The 23,004-nt window shown below is 66.0% G+C and carries 21 protein-coding genes; 12 read left to right on the forward strand and 9 right to left on the reverse strand.

The window, feature by feature from the left end; all coding sequences use genetic code 11:
• Positions 1–73: 73 nt before the first annotated feature.
• Genes AWC31_RS31605 through AWC31_RS31630 form a run of 6 tightly spaced genes read left to right on the forward strand, consistent with a single transcriptional unit; the run spans position 74 to position 6,171 of the window.
• Positions 74–853: an ABC transporter ATP-binding protein gene (locus AWC31_RS31605; RefSeq protein ID WP_085148941.1), complete on the forward strand. Its 780-nt coding sequence runs from the start codon at positions 74–76 to the stop codon at positions 851–853.
• Complete coding sequence (locus AWC31_RS31610; RefSeq protein ID WP_085148944.1) at positions 850–1,677, forward strand: ABC transporter permease; 828 nt, start codon at positions 850–852, stop codon at positions 1,675–1,677. Before AWC31_RS31605 ends, AWC31_RS31610 begins: the two co-directional genes overlap by 4 nt.
• Positions 1,678–1,709: 32 nt before the next feature.
• Positions 1,710–2,756 carry an ABC transporter substrate-binding protein gene (locus tag AWC31_RS31615; RefSeq protein ID WP_165766090.1) on the forward strand — a complete coding sequence of 349 codons (1,047 nt, stop codon included), beginning with the start codon at positions 1,710–1,712 and terminating at the stop codon, positions 2,754–2,756.
• Between the two features lie 7 nt (positions 2,757–2,763).
• Positions 2,764–4,908 (forward strand): xanthine dehydrogenase family protein molybdopterin-binding subunit, encoded by a 2,145-nt coding sequence (locus AWC31_RS31620; RefSeq protein WP_085148951.1) that lies wholly within the window; start codon positions 2,764–2,766, stop codon positions 4,906–4,908.
• Positions 4,898–5,674: an FAD binding domain-containing protein gene (locus AWC31_RS31625; protein ID WP_085148954.1), complete on the forward strand. Its 777-nt coding sequence runs from the start codon at positions 4,898–4,900 to the stop codon at positions 5,672–5,674. Before AWC31_RS31620 ends, AWC31_RS31625 begins: the two co-directional genes overlap by 11 nt.
• Positions 5,674–6,171, forward strand: coding sequence for a (2Fe-2S)-binding protein (locus AWC31_RS31630; RefSeq protein ID WP_085148957.1), 498 nt, complete (start codon positions 5,674–5,676; stop codon positions 6,169–6,171). Before AWC31_RS31625 ends, AWC31_RS31630 begins: the two co-directional genes overlap by 1 nt.
• Here the strand turns inward: AWC31_RS31630 and AWC31_RS31635 are convergent.
• Positions 6,104–7,714 (reverse strand): adenylate/guanylate cyclase domain-containing protein, encoded by a 1,611-nt coding sequence (locus AWC31_RS31635; protein WP_085148960.1) that lies wholly within the window; start codon positions 7,712–7,714, stop codon positions 6,104–6,106. The genes AWC31_RS31630 and AWC31_RS31635 overlap by 68 nt on opposite strands.
• A gap of 113 nt (positions 7,715–7,827) precedes the next feature.
• Here AWC31_RS31635 and AWC31_RS31640 point away from each other — a divergent pair, with 113 nt between their 5' ends.
• A complete protein-coding gene (locus AWC31_RS31640) occupies positions 7,828–8,646 on the forward strand; it encodes a universal stress protein (RefSeq protein ID WP_067852217.1) in 819 nt (272 codons plus the stop codon).
• Between the two features lies 1 nt (position 8,647).
• Here the strand turns inward: AWC31_RS31640 and AWC31_RS31645 are convergent, their stop codons facing one another.
• Both AWC31_RS31645 and AWC31_RS31650 read right to left on the reverse strand, forming a co-directional pair.
• Positions 8,648–9,298, reverse strand: a complete 651-nt coding sequence (locus AWC31_RS31645; RefSeq protein WP_067852219.1) for a flavodoxin family protein — start codon at positions 9,296–9,298, stop codon at positions 8,648–8,650.
• Positions 9,295–10,341 (reverse strand): LacI family DNA-binding transcriptional regulator, encoded by a 1,047-nt coding sequence (locus AWC31_RS31650; RefSeq protein ID WP_085148963.1) that lies wholly within the window; start codon positions 10,339–10,341, stop codon positions 9,295–9,297. The genes AWC31_RS31645 and AWC31_RS31650 overlap by 4 nt, the downstream gene beginning before the upstream one ends.
• 231 nt (positions 10,342–10,572) lie before the next feature.
• Here AWC31_RS31650 and AWC31_RS31655 point away from each other — a divergent pair, with 231 nt between their 5' ends.
• The 5 genes from AWC31_RS31655 to AWC31_RS31675 all read left to right on the forward strand — a co-directional run bounded on the left by AWC31_RS31655 (position 10,573) and on the right by AWC31_RS31675 (position 16,898).
• On the forward strand, positions 10,573–11,841 hold the full coding sequence (locus AWC31_RS31655) for a YlbE family protein (protein WP_067852223.1): 1,269 nt from the start codon (positions 10,573–10,575) through the stop codon (positions 11,839–11,841).
• A complete protein-coding gene (locus AWC31_RS31660; protein ID WP_067852224.1) occupies positions 11,838–13,220 on the forward strand; it encodes a glutamine synthetase family protein in 1,383 nt (460 codons plus the stop codon). The genes AWC31_RS31655 and AWC31_RS31660 overlap by 4 nt, the downstream gene beginning before the upstream one ends.
• Complete coding sequence (locus tag AWC31_RS31665) at positions 13,217–13,894, forward strand: gamma-glutamyl-gamma-aminobutyrate hydrolase family protein (protein WP_067852226.1); 678 nt, start codon at positions 13,217–13,219, stop codon at positions 13,892–13,894. Before AWC31_RS31660 ends, AWC31_RS31665 begins: the two co-directional genes overlap by 4 nt.
• Before the next feature lie 16 nt (positions 13,895–13,910).
• The gene (locus AWC31_RS31670) at positions 13,911–15,431 is read left to right on the forward strand and encodes a purine-cytosine permease family protein (RefSeq protein ID WP_165766091.1); all 1,521 of its coding nucleotides are present in this window, start codon (positions 13,911–13,913) and stop codon (positions 15,429–15,431) included.
• A 156-nt stretch (positions 15,432–15,587) separates the two neighbouring features.
• The gene (locus AWC31_RS31675; RefSeq protein ID WP_085148969.1) at positions 15,588–16,898 is read left to right on the forward strand and encodes a glycoside hydrolase family 183 protein; all 1,311 of its coding nucleotides are present in this window, start codon (positions 15,588–15,590) and stop codon (positions 16,896–16,898) included.
• Positions 16,899–16,905: 7 nt separating this feature from the next.
• Here AWC31_RS31675 and AWC31_RS31680 read toward each other — a convergent pair whose 3' ends face one another.
• The 6 genes from AWC31_RS31680 to AWC31_RS31705 all read right to left on the reverse strand — a co-directional run bounded on the left by AWC31_RS31680 (position 16,906) and on the right by AWC31_RS31705 (position 22,890).
• Positions 16,906–17,154, reverse strand: a complete 249-nt coding sequence (locus AWC31_RS31680) for a DUF1918 domain-containing protein (protein ID WP_067852232.1) — start codon at positions 17,152–17,154, stop codon at positions 16,906–16,908.
• Positions 17,155–17,232: 78 nt separating this feature from the next.
• Positions 17,233–17,967: an SDR family NAD(P)-dependent oxidoreductase gene (locus AWC31_RS31685; RefSeq protein ID WP_085148972.1), complete on the reverse strand. Its 735-nt coding sequence runs from the start codon at positions 17,965–17,967 to the stop codon at positions 17,233–17,235.
• Between the two features lie 3 nt (positions 17,968–17,970).
• Positions 17,971–19,536, reverse strand: a complete 1,566-nt coding sequence (locus AWC31_RS31690) for an ABC transporter ATP-binding protein (protein ID WP_085148976.1) — start codon at positions 19,534–19,536, stop codon at positions 17,971–17,973.
• Positions 19,536–20,411 (reverse strand): ABC transporter permease, encoded by an 876-nt coding sequence (locus tag AWC31_RS31695; RefSeq protein ID WP_085148979.1) that lies wholly within the window; start codon positions 20,409–20,411, stop codon positions 19,536–19,538. The genes AWC31_RS31690 and AWC31_RS31695 overlap by 1 nt, the downstream gene beginning before the upstream one ends.
• Positions 20,408–21,364, reverse strand: coding sequence for an ABC transporter permease (locus tag AWC31_RS31700; RefSeq protein ID WP_085148982.1), 957 nt, complete (start codon positions 21,362–21,364; stop codon positions 20,408–20,410). Before AWC31_RS31700 ends, AWC31_RS31695 begins: the two co-directional genes overlap by 4 nt.
• Complete coding sequence (locus AWC31_RS31705; RefSeq protein WP_085148985.1) at positions 21,361–22,890, reverse strand: ABC transporter substrate-binding protein; 1,530 nt, start codon at positions 22,888–22,890, stop codon at positions 21,361–21,363. Before AWC31_RS31705 ends, AWC31_RS31700 begins: the two co-directional genes overlap by 4 nt.
• Between the last annotated feature and the right edge of the window lie 114 nt (positions 22,891–23,004).

The following is a 23,004-nucleotide window of genomic DNA, read 5'->3' on the forward strand; positions in this document are numbered from 1 at the left end:
TCGCACGCAGTCAGCCGTAAAAGTCGGCCGCTACAACTCTCTTGTGGATACAACATGCAAACGACGGGACGCGATGACGATGTCCGACCGGGTCACCCTGCGCGACGTCTGCATCGTTCACGGCCGGGGCGAGGCCGCGGTCGTGGCTGTGGAGGGAATCGACTTGACGGTGCGTCCGCGTCAAATCGTCTCCGTCGTCGGGCATTCGGGATGCGGTAAGTCCACGTTGCTGCGCGCGATCGCCGGCCTGCTGCCCGACGCATCGGTCCAGGGCGAGTTGTCCATCCTCGGCAAAACGCCTGAGGAGGCGCGCAGGTCGGGTCTGATGAGCATGGTGTTCCAAGATGCCGTGCTGGCGCCATGGCGCACGGTCGAGGCCAACGTTCGGCTGCCGATCCAGGTCGCGCGGGGCCGGACGCGGCCACCGGCGAAGACACCGCGCGAACAACTCGAAGTGGTGGGCCTCAAAGGCTACGAACGGCGTTACCCGAAGCAGTTGTCGGGTGGACAACGCCAACGGGTGGCATTGGCCCGCGCACTGGTGATGGAACCGCAGGTGTTGCTCATGGACGAGCCGTTCGGTGCTCTCGACGAGATCACCAGGGACGAGATGCACACCGAACTGTTGCGAATCTGGGGCACGACGGATGCCTCGATCATCCTGGTGACACATTCGATCGCTGAGGCGGTGTTCCTGTCGGATCAGATTCTGGTCATGGCCGCCCATCCCGGCCGGGTCGCCGACGTCATCGACGTCGAGTTCCCTCGGCCACGGCGCAGTGAGCTCAAGGACTCCGCCGAGTTCACGCGTATCCAGCACCGAATCCGGGCGTCGTTGGAGGAGAACAGATGACGGCAGTGCCGTTCACCGACAAGCCGCGCGTCATCGCGGTCATCCCGCCCGCCGAGCGCGCCGGGTGGCTGTTGTCGACCTTCCGCGTCACCCGCGCGTGGCTTGTACTGGGCGCGGGCCTGGTGCTGTGGGAGATCGTGGTGCGCTGGCTGGCGGTACCCCCTTACGTGCTGCCCGCACCGTCGGCCATCGTCGACAGTTTCCTCGACCATCCCGCGTTGTTCCTGTCCGGGATGTGGGTGACCGCGAAGATGTCGCTCGTCGGCTTCGGCGTGGCGATCGTGATGGGCGTCGCGATCGGCGTGATGATGGCGCGCAGCGCGATCTTCGAGGAACTGTCCTATCCGTTCCTCAACATCATTCGCGTGATGCCCACGGTCGCGATCGCGCCGCTTCTGATCATCTGGTTCGGCCGCACCGGCCTACCGATCGTCATCTGCTCGTGCCTGATCGCGGTCTTCCCGATCATCGTCGACGTGACCCACGGCCTCACATCCGTTGAGCGAGACCTGATCAACATGATGAAACTCTCGAACGCCAGCGAGTTCTCGATTTTGACCCGGATCAGGATTCCCAATTGCCTGCCGTATCTGTTCTCGTCGTTCCGGGTGGCTGCGCCGGGTGCTGTGGTCGGCACACTGCTCGGAGAGTTCATCGGGTCGAAAACCGGACTCGGTTACCTCATAACCGTCTACAGCGCGCAACTCAACACCGCAGCCGTCTTCGTCCTGGCCCTGCTCTCATGCCTGCTCGGAATCCTGTTCTTCAACATCTGTGTCTGGGCCGAGCGCCTCCTCGTGCCGTGGAAGACCGTCGTTCGCTGACCTCCGAGGTCGAAACCCGTTTAGGAGTCATCATGTTCCAAGTATCTGGTCGTGTCCGGTTCGCCGCGGTACTCGCATCGTCCGCGGCTGTACTTCTGAGTGCCTGCTCGTCGACCGAGGCGGCCTCGTCGTCCTCTGCTTCCGACGGTGCGGTGCCGGTGAAGATGGCGTTCGAATGGACCTGCTCAGGTGACTGGGCTGTGGTCAACGAGGGCATCGAACAAGGTTTCTTCGAGAAGAACGGTGTCGACCTGTCCTATGACCGCGGTCAGGGCGGAAGCGACACGGTACCGCTCGTGGCCGCACGGGAATTCGATCTCGGCATCATCTCCGCACCTCCCGCCGTGATCGGTGCGGGACAAGGCATGCCGCTCACCATCATCGGAGCCGCATCGACAGTCGGCCCCGTCACGATCCTGGCGGACCCGTCCATCAAACAGCCGAAGGATCTCGAGGGGCGCAGCCTCGCCGTGCAGACCGATCAGTTCGAGGGCGCCGTCTGGAACGCGTTCGTGACGGCCACCGGGATCGATGCGGGCAAGGTCCGGGTGGTGCCCTCGGACGACGCCACCGAGGCCGAATTCCTCAACGGCGACATCGACGCCTACGTCGTGTTCTATCCGACCGCGAGCACCAAGGCCATCCTGGACCGACGCCCCGGCCTCACGGTCATGCCGATGCAAGATTACGTCCCGACCTACGGGCACACAATCCTGGCCAACAACGCGTTCCTACAAGAACACCCGGATGCCGCAAAGGGATTCGTGACCGCGTGGGCCGAGTCGGCCAAGTACGTGCAGGACAATTACCAACAGTCCTACGACCGGCTGGTGGCGAAGTGCCCCGAGGTGGATCCCGGTGCGCTGAAGTTCAGCATGGACGCCTATTTCGACTCGTACAACGGCGAGTACTCCAAGCAGCACGGCTTCGGAAGTTTCTCGGTCGACGGCATCGAACAGACACAGAAGGTCCTGGTCGACGCGGGCTTGGCGGAGTCGAAACCGGTGGCGGAGTTCACCAGTGAGGACTACCAGCCTGCCGAGCCCGTGCTGCCCAACGCCGGCGAAGCCCACCCCTGAGCGGCCGATGGCCACGCGGAGCGTTCCAGCCGCGATCGGCGCGACCGCGATACGCGTCGACGCGATCGACAAACTGAGAGGCCGGTTCCGGTACGCGACTCACGTTCATGCCGCGGCAGAACTGCATGCCATGACCGTGCGCAGCCCCGTCGCCAGCGCCCGGATCGACCGCATCGACATAACATCCGCCATGCGGGTTCCCGGCGCGGTCATGGTGTTGACCGGCGCCGACATACCCGGTAGGCGGCTCGGCTCGAAGGTCGCCGACCAACCGGTGCTGGCGCACGAGCAGGTGCGTCACCACGGCGAGGCGGTCGCGCTCGCCATCGCCGAAACACCGCAAGCGGCGCGGAGAATGGCCGAACTGATCACCGTGCGGCTGACGGGTCTTCCCGCTGTCACGGATCCCGAACTGGCCCTTGACCGGTCGGCTCCCGCGGTGGGCCCCGACGGGAATCTGGTCGCGCAGCACCAGACCAGGCGTGGCAACGCCCGTGGCGAAATCGCGGTCGCCTGCCGCTGGTCGACCGGAAGGCAGGATGCGGCGTTCCTGGCGCCGGAGGCCGGTGTCGCGGTTCCGCGACCAGACGGCACGATCCACCTCACGATCGCGACGCAGGACATTCATACCGACCATGCCCAGGTGACACGCGCCCTCGGCATCGAGCCCAGCCGTCTCGTCGTGCACAACAGCGGTGTGGGAGGAGCATTCGGCGGCCGCGAGGACATCACCCTGCAGGCTCATCTGGTGTTGGCGGCCATGCGTACCGGCCGTCCCGTACGCATGATCTACACCAGGGCGGAATCGCTTGCCGCACATCCCAGCCGCCACCCGATGACAACCGATGTGAAGCTGACGTGCCGTCCGGACGGCGAGTTCGTCTCGCTGCGCGTCCGCACGGTGCTCGACGGTGGCGCATATGCGTCGACGTCAGCGCCGGTGTCGGCCATCGTCCATGACTTCAGCGCGGGCCTCTACCGCTTCGCGGCAGTGGATATCACGACCAGCGCCGTCTATACGAACAATCCGCCCGCCGGTGCCATGCGGGGATTCGGCGCGACCCAGGCCTGCTTCCTCATCGAATCGACCGTCGATGCGGTCGCCGCCGAACTCGGCCGCGATCCCGTGGCGCTTCGACGCCAGAACCTTCTGCGGGCAGGCGAACCGCTCGCGACGACCGGCCAACCGCTGACCGGATGTGCTGATCCCAGAGACGTCCTCGACGCGGCACTGGCGGTTCCCGCTCCAGATGTCCGGCTCGGAACAACGCACCGGCGCGGTGTGGGAGTCGCGTTGGGTATCAAGAGTGCCGGGCTGGGCCATGGGAAACCGGACCCGGCCACCGTCGCGGTCACCTTGACAGCCGAAGGCGCCGACGTGGAGTCGTCGGCCGCCGAGGTCGGACAGGGTGTCACCGAGGTGCTCATGCGAGTTGTCGGCGCGCAGTTGCCGGGCGTTCCGGTCCGGGTCGTGTCTACACCGACGACGTTTCCCACTGCGGGCGGCAGCAAAGCCAGCCGGCAGACGATGGCAAGTGGCGGTGCGGCGCACCGCGCCTCGGCCGAGGTGCGTCGCCAACTCGACGAGCTGTTGGGCCGCGGTTGGACGGCAGCCACCGTCGCCGCGGACTTGGGCAACCGCACGCTGCGACACCAGGTGACCTACGACGGTCCGGCAACCGACTCCGCGCGGCCGCACAAGGCATTCCAACTGATGGCGCACCGAGTGACGGTGGACGTCGACACGGTCACCGGCCAGGTCGAGGTCGCTCAGGCCGTCTGCGCGCAGGACTGCGGGCGAGTCATCGACCCGATTTCGGTGCGGGAGCAACTCGTCGGCGGCACGGTCCAGGGCATCGGGTTCGCGCTGTGGGAGGAGCGAAAAGTCGACGCCGCAGGGATCCAGACAACGGCCGGATTCGGCGATTATCTACTCCCTACGGCCGTCGATGTTCCCGATGTGGTGGCCGTACCACTCGAGGTGCCGCATCCTGATTTGACACTGGGGGCGAAAGGGATCGGCGAGGGACCTCTGGTCTCCTCACCAGCCGCGGTCGCGGCCGCGGTCAGGTGCGCGACCGGGCGGCCGGTGAGCCGGATTCCGCTGTGGCGCGCGGAGATATCAGGCGTCCGGACAGCGCATGACGGCTGAAATCCATCCGACGAGCTGGGCCCAGGCGGTCGACGAACTGGTCGATCCAGGCGCTGTCGTCGTCGCCGGCGGTACCGCTGTCCAGCCATGGCTCACCACGAGCGGAGCCACCCCGCACGCCCTGGTGCACCTCCGAACCATCCGCGAGGCCTGGGATGTGGAACCCCTCGCCGACGGACTGCGACTCGGTGCGATGGTGCCGGTGGACCACCCGCAGTTCGCGAGCTGGTTCGGTGACGAGGGTGCCGCATGGTTCGCCACGCCCGCCGTCCGCCGCCGCGCGACGGTGCTCGGCAACGCGATGTCGCCCATGGGGCCGCGTGAGTTGGGCCCGATACTGGTCGCCACCGGTGCCAGGATCCTGGTCAGTGCGGGCGGTGCGGAGGCCGACTGGAAGTCGGTCGAACAGGCTATGGGGCAATGGGTTTCGCTACGAAAGCTGGCGATGACGATCGAACTCTGCAGACCGGAACGGATCAGCTACCGGCGGGTTTCGGCCCGTACTCGAATGAGTCGAGTCGAGGTCGGTGTGTGCGCCGCGATCGGGCCTGGATGCGGCGCGGCACTGGTCGTCCAGAGCGGGGGAGCGGTACACCGATTGACCGGCGCGGCCACGTCGTCGGATCGCGCCGACTTCGTCGCGGCGGCGTGTGACGCACTGGTTGCACTCCCGCGCTCGGCAGAAATCGACGGCGAGATCATCGCCATGGTCACCGGACTTGCCGAACGGGTGCACCGTGATCTTCACGGCCCGAGGGTGGCCTGATGGCGTCGGCGGACATCGACGGTACCGACGTCGTGCTGCCCAACGGCGGGACGGCGAGCCTGTGGGACGTACTCGAGCAGGCAGGCATGGCCCCGCCGTTCGGATGTGGAACCGGCCATTGCGGCGCGTGCACAGTCCTGATCGACGGGGTGCCGTCGCCGTCGTGCGTGGTGCCTTCCGGCGCACTGCCCAACACAGCGGTCAACACCGTCGCGACCGCGGCGCTTCGCGAGCTCGTCGACGCGCTCGCCGCCGAGGGGGCGGTGCAGTGCGGCTTCTGCTCGCCGGGGATGGTCGTGACCTTGTCGTGGGCGGTGTGCCGTGCCGCCGCTGAACAACGGGTGCTGACCGCCACCGAGGTGAGGGAGCAACTCGTCGGCCATCTCTGCCGCTGTACGGGCTACCAGTCGATTGTCGCGGCGACCGTCGCTACGTCCCGCAATCTGCAGACGGTGTCGCGGGCGGTCGCCCCCGGATCGGCTCCCGGTCGGCCTTGACCGCCACCGGTGCATAGATGGCCACGGGGGTGGTCCGGCCCCTCAGCTTCAGGCCCGGGCGCTGGATGAAGCACACCCGAGTGTCGGTGAGCATCCCGAGCGTTCCCGCGGTGAGCAGAACGGTGTCACCGGTCTTGCGGGTGGCCTGCTCGACGCGGGCGGCGACGTTGACCGCGTCGCCGATCACGGAGAACTCGAAACGCCCTGCACCGCCGACATTTCCGGCCACCACCGGGCCGGAGTTCAGCCCGACCCCCACCGACAACATGTCGCCGAATTCGCTGCGCACGGCCGTGGCGATCGCCAGCGCGGCGGCAAGCGCCTGATCGGCGTGGCCCGGCTGGCGGCGGGGCGCGCCGAAAACCGCCATCAACCCGTCGCCGGCGTACTTGTCCACATGCCCGCCGTGTCGGTGCACCAGCGGCACGATGGTCTCGAACAGGCGGTTGAGGGTCGCCACCACCTCGGGCGGATGGAGTCGTTCGGCGAATGCGGTGAATCCGCGCACGTCGACGAACATCAGCGTGACGTCGACCTCCTGGCCTTGCAATGAGCCGCGCGCACCCAGAATGTGCTCGGCGACAGAGCGATCCACGTAAGTACCGAAGGTGTCGCGGATGCGTTCGCGTTCGGCCAAGCCTGCCGCCATCGTGTTGAAACCGGCTTGCAGGCGCCCGATCTCGCTGGCATCGTCGACGGCGACACGGGCCGTGAAGTCACCGGCTTGCACCTGTGCCAACGCTGCCCGCAGCGCGCCGACCCGGTCGGTGACCGAGCGCACGGCGATCAGAATGGTGAACAGGCCCACCACGATCGCCACCGCGACGAGCACGAGAATCGCCGCGAACGTGCGTTGAGCCCGGAAACCGACATCGACCAGATAGCCGAGGGCGAGCATCGCGACACCGAACAGCGGCACGCCCGTCGCGAGCGTCCACGCCATCATCAGCCGGCGCTCGATCGTCGGTCCGAAGTGGTGTTCGGGCGTTGTGCCGCCGAGCGCCTGTGCGGACACCGGCCGCATGACACGCTCGACGATCAGATACCAGACCGCGCTCGTGGAGACCCCACCCAGCGCGATCACGCTGAAGATGTACAGCGACGTGGACAACTGTTCCGTGACGGCCAGCGATGCGAAGACGACTGCACTCACAGCCCAGACAGCCCCGGACAGCCGAACCGCTTCGCCGGGTGCACCCAGCGTCATGCGCTGCTCGGCCGCGGTCGGCGGGCGGCCTTCGCCGAGCCATGCGGTGCTGGCCGCGAAGCGGCGGCGGCGCACCCACAGCATGATCGGGATGGCCACCCCGAGGAAGATGACGAGCACGGTTCCGCCGCGGACCAACAGTCGCTGCGTCGCGACCGGGCTCAACACGATGGGCGCGGCGAACGCCAGGAACGCGGCCACGATCCCACCGCCCGCCACGCTCACGCCTGCCGCGCCCCACACCCAGTGCCTGAACGTCTTGGAGCGCAGCGTTTCGCCCGCCTCGGCGGCGATGGCCTGCCCGAGGTAAGGCGTGCCGGCGAACGTTGCGTCCATACGCGTGAGCCTGCCGGTGCGCCGAAGCGGCGACGAGCGTAGTGGGCTACCTGCTTATTTTCGGCTTGCGGCAAACTAACCTGGAACCACGAACGGACGAGAAGAGGACGCACATGAAGGTTGTGGTCGGATACGACGGGTCTCCTTCCGCGAATGCGGCGATCAGCACGGGCAGCCAGCTGTTCCCCGGCGCACAGGCGGTGATTCTGTACCTGTGTACACCGCCGTTCGGCAGCAAGGGTTTACGGGCGCGGTTGCGCCATTCGGCGCGCAATGTCGACGAGTTGATCGACTTGGTCGACAGCGAAAGTGACGGTGAGGCCGCCCGACTGGTCGAGACCGGCGTGACGCTGGCCCGCGCCGTCGGCTGGACGCCCGAGCCGCTCGTCAAGCGCACCTGGGCGGGCGAAGGCCTCGGCTTGGCGCAGGTGGCCGAGGAACTGCAGCCGGACGTGGTGATTGTCGGGGCCCGCGGCATCGGCGCCACCGAGCACAAGATGGGCAGCGTGTCCGATCTCGTCGTGCACCATGCGCCGCGGCCGGTTCTCGTGGTTTCCAAGCACATGGTGTCGGCTGAACACGAGGCCGTGGTCGACGGGCCGATCGTCGTCGGCGTCGACGGTTCCGTCGGCGCGGATCGGGCCGTGCAGGCCGCCAAACAACTGTTCGGTGATCGGGACATCCTGACGGTCGCGGTCGAGGACGGCGACACCAGCGACGTCGAGGCAGCCCACCATGTTCGCCGGTTCCGCGGATCAGGGGCGGGCGCGACCGCCGATGCGCTTGTCTCGTTCGCCGACGAGCACCGGGCCGCGGTGTTGGTCGTCGGCTCGCGTGGACAGTCGGCTGTTCGGAAGATGCTGCTCGGCAGTGTCGCGGCCGCGACCCTGCAGCGGACGTACCGGCCGGCTCTCGTGGTGCCCGCAGGCTAGGTCAACTGCTGAAACACTCGGCGGGCTCCCACACTTTGTTGGAGCGGACCGTCGTCAATCGGTAATCGGTCACCCGGATGTCGAACAGCCGGGCTCCGAGATCGCGCGCCCGCGACAATGGATCACTTGGGTCACAGGCGATCTCGCCTCGGCTGTTGGCATTGCCGACCACAACCCCGGCCAGGCTCTGGTCGAGATAGCGGGTGAGTTCCTGGAATTGCGCGATGACGCCGGAGGTGGCGCCGACATAGCTCTCCTCACAGGAGATCAGCACACCCACGGTCTTGTCCGTGATCCCGCCGACGACCCGTTCCTGCTGCGGTGCGCTGTTCGCGGTGTAGCAGAAGAGGCGGTCGAACACCGACTTGAGCCGCGCCGGCATGCCGTAGAAATACAGCGGCATCGCGTAGATGATGCCGTCGGCCGGCAACATCTTGTCCAGCAACAGTGTTTCGTAGCGGTCATCGAGTGAGCACAGGCCGCTGGGTGTCCGGCATCGGCGGCAGTTCTCGAGCATGCGGTGCACGTAGTCGTCGAGGAACACATGTTCCACCTCGTGGCCGGCCAGTTTCGCCCCCTCGCACGCGGCCTCGGCGAGGAGATGGGAGTTGCCGTCTTCACGCGGGCTCGCGCTGATCACCAGAACTTTCATTGATTCGCTTCCATGGCTGTTGACGCGCGCACCACCAGTCGCGTCGGGATCAGGGTTCGATTGCTGTCCAACGGTGGCAGTTGGCAGTCTGGGTCCTTTCGTGCGATGAGGTCGGTCAGGCTTTCCACTGCCCGCGCCCCGATATCCCTGGGGTGCAGGAAGACTCCGGTCACCGGTGGATTGGTGACGCGCAGGATCGAGCTGTCGACGGCGCTGGCCAGCGCCAGGTCGCCGGGTACCGAGATCCCGGCTTCGCGTGCGGCGTCCAGCAGCGCGATCGCACACTCGTCGGAGCTGGTGTAGATCGAGTCGGCGGGGGAGGGCCCACTGCGCAATGACGACAGCGCCTTGCCCATCTCGTTCGGTGATGCCTCGGCCACCGCGACGACGGCGGGCCGGACATCGTTGGCGTTGCACCATTCGCCGTAGGCATGCTGGATGTCGCGGATGTAGGACCGCGACGTGGTATCCACGATGATCGCCGGCTGCGAACAACCCTGGGCGACAAAATGATCGAGCATGTCGCGGGCGGCCGCCTCGTGATCGTTGTCGACCACGAAACAGGGTCGGGCCGCCGCGACGACCGGCTCGCCGGTGGTGACGACGGGGTACTGGTCGGCGAACGAACCCTGGAGAAACTGTTCGGAGCCCTTCGGGTCGACGATGATCATGCCGTCGACGCCGAAGCTGCGCATCGAGGATGCGTCGACGCCCGATGACACGACAATCAGCGCGTACCTGGCGTCGGTGGCCGCCGCGGCGGCGCCGTTGATCAATTCGAGGAAGTACTCGGATTCGGATTTGGGGACCAGCGCGGTGCCGCGCCCGCTCACGTCGAGGTCGGGCATCTGGATGGCGATGATCCTGCTCCGACGGGTGACGAGTTGCTGGGCATGGGCGCTGGCGGTGTAGCCGAGCCGTTCGGCCACCTCGAGGACGCGATCCCTGGTTTCCTTCGCCACCCGGCCGCGCCCGTTGAGCACGTGCGACACCGTCGTCGGGGACACGTTGGCGTAGCGCGCCACGTCCTTGATGTTTGCCATTGATTGCTCGCTCTCCCGACCGTCGGGCCGTGGGTGGTGTGCCTGCGATCACATCCGGGTCTTGACCCATCGCAACTCACTGCGCTACGGTTCCATACCAGCACAGGCCAAAACGTTTTGTCAAGACGGAACAGCCGACGTTGCCGATCTGTCCAGCATCGAACTAGCGGAATCGTCCATGCTGCCCATCATATGCCAAAAGGTTTTTGCACACCCTGAATGGAGGTATACATGAGCGCTCCGGCCCAGCCTGCCGCGACTGTGACGAACGCGAATGCCGCTGCACTGGAGAGATTGTTCGCGTGTGAACCGCGCCTGATCGCGGTCGCGCCTGCCGGGGACGTCATACCCGGTATGCGGAAGGATCTCGTGCTCACCTCGGGTCCCACCCTGCCGTTCAGTGCCTACTCCGGGGGCCAGCGCGACGGACTGCTCGGGGCGGCGATGTATGAGGGCTTCGCCTCCGATCGGGACGCAGCGGCAGCCGCCTTCGAGCGGGGCACGCTCACGGTCGCCGGCTGCCAAACCCTCGGTGTGGTGGGTTCACTGGCCGGCTTGACGACGGCTTCCATGCCTGTCCTGGTGGTCGAAGATCCGCGCACCGGTCGCCGCGCCTACTGCACGCTCTACGAAGGCGATACCGCCGACCGGCTCAATTACGGCACCTACACCGAAGCCACCCGCGAGAACCTCGACCATTTGCGAGACCGGATCTGCCCCGCGCTCGACCGAGTCGTCCGGCATCACGGTGGCATTCCGCTGAAACCGATCATCGGCAGGGCGCTGACGATGGGCGACGAACTGCACAGCCGCAATACCGCTGCGACTGCCTTGTTCGCCCGTACGCTGCTGCCGGCCATCACCGATGCGGCTTCGGCCGACGCGCGCGTGCTCGCCGACTATCTCGCAGGCGGCGACTACTTCTTCCTGCGGCTCGCGATGGCTGCTGCCAAGGTGATGGCCGACACCATGCGCGGCGTCGTCGGCAGCACCCTTGTCACATCGATGGCCTTCTCCTGCAAGGAGTTCGGTATCCAGGTCGCCGGAACTGGCGACCGCTGGTTCTGCGGTCCGCTGCCGACGTTCGAAGCGGTCCGGTTGTATCCGGGCTTCACCGACGACGACGTCGAGTTCATGGGTGGAGAGAGTGTCATCACCGAGGTGGTCGGACTCGGGGGAGTCGCGCAGGCGGCGGCACTACCGTTGCAGCGCTCCAGCGGTGGCAACGCCGCGATCATGATCGGCCGCACCGTCGAGATGTACGACATCTGTGCAGGCGAACACCCTGACCTTCGTATCCCCGCACTCGACTACCGCGGCACCCCAGTCGGATTCGATGTCCGCCGCGTCGCCGAGACCGGGATCACGCCGTACCTCGACATCGGCATCGCCGGTGTTGGCGGCGGACAAATCGGCGGCGGCGTAGCTCGTGCCCCGATCGAACCGTTCGTGCAGGCCGCCGAAGCACTCACCCAACTCAACAAGGAGAGAAACGCATGACCGACACCATATTCGAACGCAACGACACGCTCTACAGCCTTGACCCCGAGCACACGCGAGTCGCGAAAGAACTTGGCGCCCAAGGTGTCAAGTACGCGATGGCCAACTGGATCGACGTCCTGGGCAGGCCCAAATCCAAGATCGTCCCGATGACGCACTTCGCCGATCTGGTCGCGGGCGCCGAACGCTACACACCTCGCGGTTTCGGCGGTATCGGCAACATGAACCCGACCGAGGACGAGGTCGTCGGCGTGCCCGATCTCTCGACTCTCAAAATCCTGCCCTGGGACCGTCGTTACGCGTGGATGATCGCCGACATGAGCTACGGCGGGCGCGAGCCGTTCGCGTTATGCCCACGAAATGCGCTTCGAACACAGGTCGAAGCGGCCGCCGCGCAAGGCTACTCGGTGCACCTGGGCGTCGAGCCCGAGTTCTACGTGTTCCGGCCCGAATCGCTTGACGGCGGACACGACCGGCTCGTCCCGGTCGCGCGCAGCGGATCGCTCAAACCGTCGCCGGCCTACGATGTCGAGGCGACGCTGGACGCCTCGGAATTCCTCGACACCCTCGTCGGGTACCTCGGCGAACTGGACTTCGGTGTATATGCCTTCGGGCACGAGGGCGGTGACGGTCAATACGAACTGAGCATCGGACACGCCCCGGTGCTCGAAATGGCCGACCGGATGACGCTGTTTCGCTTCGCGGTGAAGCAGATCGCCAAAGAGTGTGGACTGCTCGCCACCTTCATGCCTAAGCCATACGCGAGCATGTGGGGCTCCGGTGCACACCTCAACATGAGCTTGGTGAGCCTGGAAACCGGGCGCAACGCGTTCCGGCGAGGTGACACCGCGGGGGAGTGGACCGAGACCACGTACCAGTTCATCGCGGGTGTGCTCAAACACGCACCGGCGTTCACCGCGCTGGGCAACCCGACCACGAACTCCTACCGCAGGCTCACTCCCAGGCTGGCCGACGGACAGATCTCCTGGGCTCCGACGCGGGTGAGCTATGGTTCCAACAACCGTTCGTGCACGGTGCGGTTACCGCAGAACCGGGCATGTATCGAGTACCGGGCCGCCGACAGTGCGGCGAACTACTACTTCGCGTCGGCACTGATGATCGCCGCCGGTCTCGAAGGCATCCGGGAAGGTCTCGACCCGGGCAAGCCGTTGGAGCAGGCCTCGCACAACTCCGACGCACCGGTTTTGCCGCGCACTCTTCTGGAAGCCATCGAGGCATTCCAATCGGATCCCCTGGTGCACAAGACATTCTCACCGGCGTTCGTCAGCGAATACACCGAGATGAAGCTCAAGGAGTGGGAGGCCGACCACCTGCTGGTCTCCGACAACGAACGCAGAAGGTACCTGCTCGAACTATGACAGTCGTCGGCGTTGTGTGTGGGCTCGGCCCCGATGGCTATTTGGCGAGCCACCGGAACTACATCGACGCGGTTGTCCGCGCGGAGGGTTCGCCGGTGCTCATTCCGGCGACGCTCGACCCCGAGCGGGCACTGCGCCTGGCCGAACGTATCGACGCGCTGCTGTTGCTGAGCGGCGGGGACATCCATCCCCGCCGCTACGGCGAAACCACCAGGGCCACCCTGATGGGTGTTGACGAGCAGCGCGACCTGGTCGAAATCGCGATCCTCGAACGCGCGATGCGGCGCGGTATCAAGGCATTCGGCGTGTGCCGCGGTGCGCAGTTGTTGGCCGTGGCGCACGGCGGACGGTTGCATCAGGACCTGCCTGCCAATGGCCTGCGCCAACACATGGCGGACACCGTGGACGGCGGCTACGCGTCGATCCGCCATGACGTCGAGATCAAGGAGGGATCGCTCGCAGGAGAGCTATTTCCCAACCTCACCGAGGTGAATTCCCAGCACCACCAAGCTATTTCCGACACCGGATCGCTCACGGCGACCGCGTGGAGCCCCGACGGAGTCGTCGAGGCAATCGAAGGCGAGATCTGTTTCGGAGTGCAGTGGCATCCGGAGTTGATCTACACCGAGAATCCAGAACACCTCAAGCCATTCGAATGGCTCGTCCGAAAGTGACAACCGCATGGTCGGCATGGACTTAGACAAGGACTCGAACACCGCGCCGCGCGGTCGGCTCCCGCAGGTGGAGCGACACGGCATCGATTACATCCCCGAAGACGAACGCCGATCCAGGCCGAGCAACCTCTATGTGTTGCTGCTTGGTGGCAGCATGACATTCGGGGTGTTCATCATCGGTTGGTATCCGATCGCCTTCGGCCTTGGTTGGTGGTCGGCGGCCACCTCGATCATGGCTGGATCAGCGGTGGGCGCCATCTTCCTGGGCCTGTCCGGACTGATGGGGCCGCACTCGGGAACCAATAATCCGGTGTCCAGCGGCGCCTACTTCGGTGTCGCGGGTCGCCTGATCGGGTCTGTCCTCGAGGGGACAGCCAGCCTGGCATTCGCCGCCATCTCGATCTGGACCGGCGGCGACGCGCTGGCCTCGGCCCTCATCCGGTTTTTCGGTATGCCGGACAACGAAGTGGTTCGACTGGTGGCCTACGGTGTCCTGAGTATCACGGTCACTTTCATCTCCGTGTTCGGACATCACAGCATGATGGCTTCGCTGCGGTTCATCCTGCCGACTGCGGGCTTGTGCATGATCATCGGATTGTTCGTGTACAGCAGGGACTTCGATGCTTCCTATGCCGGCACCGGCGACTATGCGTTCGGCTCACAGTTGAACAGCTGGCTGGTCTCGGCATTGCTGTGCGCGGCCACGGTCTCGTCTTACGCAGCCTATTCGGGTGATTGGACGCGCCATATCTCACCGAAGAAGTACTCCGACCGCCGGATTGTGCTGACCCTGTTAATTGGCGGCATTTTTGGGATGGGCGTCTGTTTCTTGTGGGGTGCATTCACTTCGGCGGCGGCATTCAACGCCGGTGCCGCGGACGCAGACACCTCGTTCGTCTTCGGAGTCGTCGACATCGTGCCGCTGTGGTACATCCCGGCTCTGCTCTACCTCGGCCTGGCCTCGGGTACCACACAGGCGGTCATCAACACGTACGGTACGGGACTCGACACCAGCGCGATCTTCCCGCGTTTCAACCGGATTCAGGCGACGCTGCTGGCGTGCGGGCTCGCGACTGCACTGGTCTACGTCGGGCACTTCTACGACCGGATCGAGAGCGGAATGTCGATCTATCTCCAGTTGCTGGTCTGCTTCTCGATTCCTTGGGTGGTGATCGTTGTCTACGGCCATGTGCTGCGGCGCGGTTACTACGACGTCGACGACCTGCAGGTGTTCAATCGGCGGCTGCGCGGTGGGATCTATTGGTACAGGGGCGGTTTGAATCCGCGCATGCTGGTCCTGTGGTCGGTCGCAGCGGTGACCGGCATGCTGTTCTCGGTCAACGACGCCTACACCGGGCCGCTGGCGTTCATGATCGGTGGCATCGACGGCGGACTGATCGCGTCGGGCCTTGTCGCGCTGATCGGCTGCCCGATCGTCCACCGGATCTGGCCGGACAAACCTGACGTGTTCGGTCCTGCCCGGCGCGGGCCACAACCCAGCGTCGCGCAGCCGCCGGCCGCTGCACTAGAACGTTGAGGGCGCAGTGGGGCGTCTGGTCTCAAAGCGATCACGGATGGATACCGGATCGTCGCCGGCAAACCACATCCGTCTCTGTAGCAACTATTGTCACATCTAGATCGCGCTCCGGGGTTCAGCGCAGATATCCGCACGCGTCAGCCCGAAAGGTGTGTCATGCCGGCCTTCCGTCGTCTGGCATCGGTGACCCTCGCATCCACTGTGGCAGTCGCGCTTGTGCATTCACTGCTCACCGCGCCACCCGCGGCCGCTGACCCGTGTTCGGTGCCGCCGGCCGGCGCGTCGGCGCGCAGTGCGACCCCGCGTCTGCCGATCCTGCACCTGCCGATCGGACGCAAACCGGCGAGCACCGCTGCCACCTCCGAGGCGGCCAAGGACACCGCCGTCGCGCCGAACACCGCCGCTCGCGCCGCCGCCGCACCCGCGGCGTCGGCAGCCACCACGGTCGACTGGATCACCGGACCCAACACCGACAGCTATTCGCGCTTCGGAATATCGGGTGCGGACCTCGGGATCATCTGGGACAACGGGCAATCCGGTGCCAACAACCAGGTGCTCATCGCGTTCGGCGACACGTTCGGCAACTGCAGTGTGGCCGATCAGGAATGGCGCAAGAACACCCTGTTCCGCAGTGCCGATCGTAACCTCGCCGACGGGATGAGCGTGCCCAACCCGGTACCGGGCAACGTCTACGCCGGCTCGCCGGTCGACGCCGCGCGGCCCAACTTCTCCAAGCAGGTGATCCAGAGCCTCGGGTTGGCCGCCACCGAGGTGACCGTCATACCGACCGCCGGAATATCGGTCGGCACAACCCAATACGTAAACTTCATGTCGGTGAGCCAGTGGGGCGCACCGGGGCAGTGGTCGACGAATTTCTCCGCGGTGGCGGTGTCGACCAACAACGGCGAGACCTGGACCGTGCCGGTCACGAGCATCCGGCCGAGCTGGTTCAACACCGTTCCCGGTGTGCCGTTCGTATGGGGCGACCAGAACTTCCAGATGGGCGCCTACGTACGGTACGGCGGCTACGTCTACGCCTACGGCACCGGGGCGGGCCGGGGCGGCATGCCGTTCCTGTCGCGCGTGGCCGAGAACGCGGTCGCCGACAAATCGGCCTACGAGTACTACACCCCGTTCGGCTGGCTGAGGGGTTTCCCGTTCCTGGCCATACAAGTGGTGTGGGCTCCGGGCAGCGAGATGTCGGTGGCCTACAACGACTACCTCAAGAAGTTCGTCATGCTCTACACCAACGCCGCGTCCGCAGTGGTCATGCGGACGGCGGACAAACCCGAAGGGCCGTGGAGTCAGGCGAAGACCATCGTCAGCTCCACCGCGATCCCCGGCGGAATCTATGCGCCCTACATTCACCCGTGGTCGAAGGGCAGCGACCTGTACTTCACGCTGTCGCGGTGGTCGGATTACAGCGTGATGCTCATGCGGACATCCCTGGCGACAACCAGCAGCTGATCCGCCCTCAGCTCACTGTGCCCGGCCGGCTCGACCGCTCCGCCGCGCGCTGGGCGGCCTTGTTGTGTTCGTCGGCCGACACCACCACCGCGTCGGTGCCGGGATAGACCGTCGCCTCATGCCCGGTCACGAGCCAGCGCACCACATATGGGGGAGAGCCGTCCTCGGCGCGCACCCCGATGATCTCGGCGTGCTGCTCGTGCTGGTCGGTGGTCGTGCCCTTGACCACCAGGAAATCGCCGACGTGCGCCTTCATCGCCTGCTCCCTTCGCCTGCTCGTCGGACACCTCCATGGTGCGCGCATCGGGCGGCGGTGGGAACGGGTCGGCGAAGATTACCCCGCCGTCTTGCCGGCATCGACGACGTAGACCGCGCCGTGCACGGCGGCCGCGTCGTCACTGGCCAGAAACGCGATGGTCTTCGCGACGTCGGCCACGTCCATCATTCCGCGCGGGGCCGCGATGCGCATGATCAGATTCCAGTCGGCGTTCTCCGGCGCGGCGAACTCGGTGGTCTGGGGCGTCAGCATGCCGCCGGGACAAACCGCGTTGACCCGCAACCGATTCGAGGTGAATTCGATGGCCAGCGCCCGGGTGAGGCCGACGAGTCCGTGCTTGGCCGCGCAGTAACCCGCGGAGTAGACCTCGCCTTCGATGCCGGCGATGGACGCGACGTTGACGATGTTGCCGCCGTCGAGCAGATGCGGCACCGCCGCGCGGCACAGAAAGAACGGGCCGTTGAGATTGACGGCCAGATCCTTGTCCCAGTCGTCATCGGTCACCGAGAGCGTGTGCCGCATCTGGTGGAAGCCTGCGACGTTGATGAGGGTGTCGAGCCGGCCGAACTCCTCGACGCAGCGCGTGACCGCCTGCCCGCAGGCCTCCGACGACGAGATGTCCACCGACTCGTACTTACCGCCGGGGACATCTTCGAACACGGCCGCCATCCGCTCGGCGTCGCGGGCGATACCGAACACCGATGCACCCCGCGCGGCAAACAACTGAGCAACCGCAGCACCGAGGCCCGACGAAGCACCCGTCACCAACGCGACTTTCCCATCAAGAGTCATGCGCTAGACCTTCTCATGCGGCCGCGTGGGCGGAACCGCGGCCAGCAGTGTGCGCGTGTACTCGTGCTCGGGCGCGGCGAACAACTCGGCCGCGGGCCGGTACTCCACGGCTTCGCCGGCGCGCATCACCAGCACGTCATGGCTCATGCGGTGCACCACCGCAAGGTCGTGGGCGATGAACAGGTAGGCCAACCCGAGTTCGCGCTGCAGATCGGCCAGCAGGTCCAGCACGCGCGACTGTACCGAAACGTCAAGGGAAGCCGTCGATTCGTCGAGGATCAGCAGATCGGGTTCGGTGGCCAGCGCCCGCGCGATGCTGACCCGCTGCCGTTGGCCGCCCGAGAGTTCGTGCGGATAGCGCGACGCGAAATCCGGTGGCAGATCGACAAGCTCGAGAAGCTGGGCGACCCGTTCGGCGCGCGCCCGCCGGCCCTTGGCCAGCCGGTGCACGTGCAGCGGTTCACCGATCGCCGCACCGACCCTCGCACGCGGATTCAACGACGCGAACGGATCCTGGAACACCAGGCTGATTCGCCTGCGCAGATCCCGGACGCCGTCGAACACGTCGGCACCGTCGAGGGTCGCGGTGCCCGCCGACGGCTCGGTGAGCCCGGTCAGCGCAGCTGCCACCGTCGACTTGCCCGAGCCCGACTCACCGACGACGCCCAGGGTGCTGCCGCGCCGGATCTGAAACGACACATCGCGCACAGCCTGCACGCCTGAGTAGTGCACGGTGAGCCCCTGCACGTCCAACAAGACCGGCGCGTCGTCGGGCGCCCCGGCAGGTCCGGCACCATCGACACGGGGCCGGGCGGCAAGCAGTTCGCGTGTGTATTCGTGCTGGGGCCGGTCGAACACGTCGAGGATCGGTGCCTGCTCGACCGCCTCGCCGTCACGCAGCACGGTCACCTCGTCGGCAACCTGACCGATCACACCGAGGTCATGGCTGATCCAGACCACTGCGGTCCCGAAATCGCGCTGAAGATCGGCGACCAGATCGATGATCTGAGCCTGTGTTGTGACGTCGAGCGCGGTGGTCGGCTCGTCGGCGATCAGCAGCTCGGGATCGCAGGCCAGGGCGATCGCGATCATCACCCGCTGCCGTTGGCCACCCGACAACTGGTGCGGATAAGAATCCAGCCGATCCTGCGGCAGCCCCACCGCGTCGAGTAACTCACCGGCCCGGGTTCGGGCCTGGCGCCGGCTCATGTTGCGATGCGTCTCAAGCGTTTCGGTGATCTGCCGGGCCAGCGACAGCAGCGGGTTCAGCGAGGTGCCGGGATCCTGGAACACGAATCCGATACGCCCGCCGTGCACCTCGCGCAGCAGCCGGGCCGACGCGCCGACGAGTTGCGAACCGTCGGCCAGCGTGCTGGTACCCGCCACCACCGCGCCCGGCGCATCCAACAGACCGGTGGCGGCCAGCACCGTCATCGACTTGCCCGATCCGGATTCGCCGACGATGCCGACAGTCTGCTCACGGTGCACATCGAACGAGATGCCGCGCACGATCTCCCGTCGGCCGATCGCCACCCGTAAATCCTGGACGCTCAGCACAGGTGTGGTCATCACCGGCCCCTCCTGGCTTCCATCAGCGTGCGCTGCTTGGGATCCAACACGTCGCGCAGCCCGTCACCGAACAGGTTGAACGCCAGCACGGTGACGAATATCGCAGCCCCCGGGAACACCGCCATCCACCAGGCCAACGTCACGAAACCCTGTGCGTCGAAGATCATCCGGCCCAGCGACGGCTGCGGCGGCTGGATGCCCAGACCCAGGAACGACAGTGACGCCTCGGCCAGGATCGCGAAGGCCAGCGACAACGACAGCTGAACGATCAACGGTCCGGCGATGTTCGGCAGGATGTGTCGCGTCAGGATGTAGATGCTGCCCGTACCCATCGTCCGCGATACCGCGACGAACGGTTCGACCCGTACGCCCAGCGTGCTGGCGCGGGCAACCCGCGCGAAGATCGGGGTGTAGACGATGCCGATCGCCAACATCGTCGTGGTGATGCCGGGGCCGAGGATCGCGACGATCGCCAGCGCCAGCAGCAGTACCGGAAAGGCGAACATCACGTCGACCACCCGCATCACGATCGTGTCGAGCCACCCGCCTCGGTATCCGGCGACCACGCCGATCGTCACGCCGATCACCGCGGCCAGCGCCACGCTGACCACCGCGACCCGAAGCGACGCCTGGACGGCGACGAGCACCCGCGAAAACACATCCCGCCCAAGCTCATCGGTGCCGAACCAGTGCGATCCGCTCGGGGCCTGCAACGCATTGGGCACATCGATGTCGTTGACGCCGAACGGAATGATCCACTGTGCGGTCAACGCCACGACGATCACCGCGAGCAGTACGACGGCGCTGATGGTGGTCACCGGGTTGGACAGCAACAGCCGCCACGACGCCACGCGGCTCTCGGTCTGAGTGGTCATGACAGCCGGATCCTCGGGTCGACGACCGCGTAGAGCACATCCACGATCAGGTTGATGAGCAGGAACAGCGCCGCGATCAGCAGGACCGCGCCCTGGATCACCGGGTAGTCGCGCGCGGCAACGGAATTGAACACCAGCCGGCCGAGGCCCGGCCACGCGAATACCACCTCCACCACGATGACGCCGCCGAGGATCGTCGCGAGCTGAATACCGGTGATGGTCAGCACCGGCAGCAGCGCGTTGCGGACGATGTGTCGGAACGTGATCACCGGCGGCGGCAGACCTTTCGACCGCGCGGTGCGGACGTAGCCCATCGCGGCGACCTCGAGCACTGCCGACCGCACATACCGCGTCATGATCGCGGCCGCGACCAGACCCACGGTGAGCCCCGGCAGGATGATGTGGCGCAGCCAGCCGCCGGGATCGTCGAACAGCGGCCGGTATCCCGAGGTCGGCAACCAGCCCAGCGTCGAGGCGAACAGACCGATCAGCAGGATGCCGAGCCAGAAATCGGGAATCGATACGCCGAACTGACTGGCGATGCGGACGATCGCGTCGCTGGCCCGGCCCTCGCGCAAGGCCGACCAGATGCCGGCAGGCAATGCGATCACCAGCGCGATGAGGATGCCGACGAGGCCGAGCGACAGGGTCGCCGGTAGCCGCTCCAGCAGGGTCACGGTGACCGGGTCGCCGTTGCGGAAACTCACCCCGAGATCGCCGGTCAGTGCCGAACCGAGATAACCGAAGAACTGCTCGACAATCGGTCGGTCCATGCCGCTGGCCGTGCGCAGTGCCTCGTACGCCTCGGGGGTGTAGCGGGTGCCGAGCGCGATGCGCACCGGATCGCCCGGCACCAGATGGACGAGGGCGAACACGACGATCAGGACCCCGACGAGCACCACCACCGAGTACAGCAGCCGCCGGGCGAGAAACCGTGCGATACCGAGATTCATTCCGCACCACCCGCATTCAATTCCGCGCCGCGGAAACGGATCGCCCCGTCGCGACGTGCGTCGTACCCGGACAGATTGTTGGCCCAGGCCTGGATCACCGATGGGTTGTACAGGTAGATGTAGCTCACCTCGTCGGCGATCCGGGTTGCGGCCTTGGTGTAGACGTCTTTTCGCTTGGCGGTGTCGGTCTCGACGCGTCCGGCGTCGAGCAGTCGGTCCACCTCCGGATCGGAGAACTTCTGCGCATTGCTCGTTCCGCTCGAATGGTGTTGCGCGTAGTAGAAGTCGTCGGGGTCGATGTTGCCGAGCCAGCCCATCATGAGCATGTCGAAGTTCCCGGTGTTCTGCTCGTCGAGCCACGTCGCGAAGTCGACGGTGCGGATGTTCACCGTGATGCCAAGGGGCGCAAGGTTGTCGGCGATGATCTGGGCCGCGGTCACCGTCTCGGGATACTCGCTGGTGACGAGCATGTCGAGGTTCTGCGGATCGGCGCCTGCCTCGTCGAGGAGCCGTCGCGCCTCGTCGAGGTCGTAGCGGTACCGGTCATAGCGCGTGTACCACGGGTTGCCTTCCGGGATGGCCAGCTGGTTGGTCATCGCGGTGCGGTAACTCGTGGCCGCCGCGATCGCGTCGCGGTCGATCGCGTACGCGATCGCCTGGCGCACCCGCACGTCGTTCCAGGGTTGGCGAGCCTCGTTGAGGGCCAGGTACCAGTAGTCGTTGCTCGGGGTGACGGCGAGTGTCAACGAGTCGTCGTCACGTAACTGCGCGACGCGCTGCGGCGGCACCGAGTCGGTCCAGTCGATCTCACCGGCCTGCAGCGCCGACAGCGCGGTCGAGGGCTCGGAGATGAACCGGAACGTCACACCCGACACGCCGGGTGCCCCGCCCCAGTAGTTCGGATTGGCCTTGAGCGTGATGGAGTCGCCGCTCTTGCGGCCGGCGAACGAGAACGGCCCGGTACCGATCGGGTGGGTGGCGATCTGTCCACTCTCGACGTTGCTGCGCTGCACGATCGCCATGCCCTTGAACCCGCCGAGATTGGTCAACAGGTTGGGCGTGGGGTGCTTGACGGTGATGCGGACCGTGGCCGGATCCGGGGCGCTCACGTCGGTGACGGCGCTGAACTTGTCGACGTTGGTCAACTGTTCGTCGATGATGCGGCGGTACGAGTACACGACGTCGTCGGCGGTCAGGGGGCTGCCGTCGTGCCAGGTGACGCCCTCACGGAGGTGGAAGGTCCAGGCGAGCTGATCGCCGCTGACCTCCCACGACTCCGCCAGCGCCGGGCGCATGTGCAGGTTCTCGTCGGGTTCGACGAGCGTGTCGAACACGTTCTCCAGCACCTCGAACGAGAAATATGCGCTGGTCCGGTGCGGGTCGAGCTGGTCGGGCTCGCCCGCGATGGCGGCGATGAGATTGCCCGAGGACTCGTCCCCGAGATCCACCCGTTCACCGGTGGAGCACGCCGCGAGCAGGCACACCAAGACTGCGAGTAACGCTTTAACCGCTGGTCGTGAAGTCACGATCTCTCCAGGATCACCGCGGGTGATCTGCGTGTTCGCTCACCCGCTACGGGTCGTCACCGGGACCGGGAAACGCCTGACGGACAAACCGGTGACGACGCTGATGAAGACTGC

This window comes from Mycolicibacterium wolinskyi, assembly GCF_002101965.1.
Lineage (GTDB): Bacteria > Actinomycetota > Actinomycetes > Mycobacteriales > Mycobacteriaceae > Mycobacterium > Mycobacterium wolinskyi.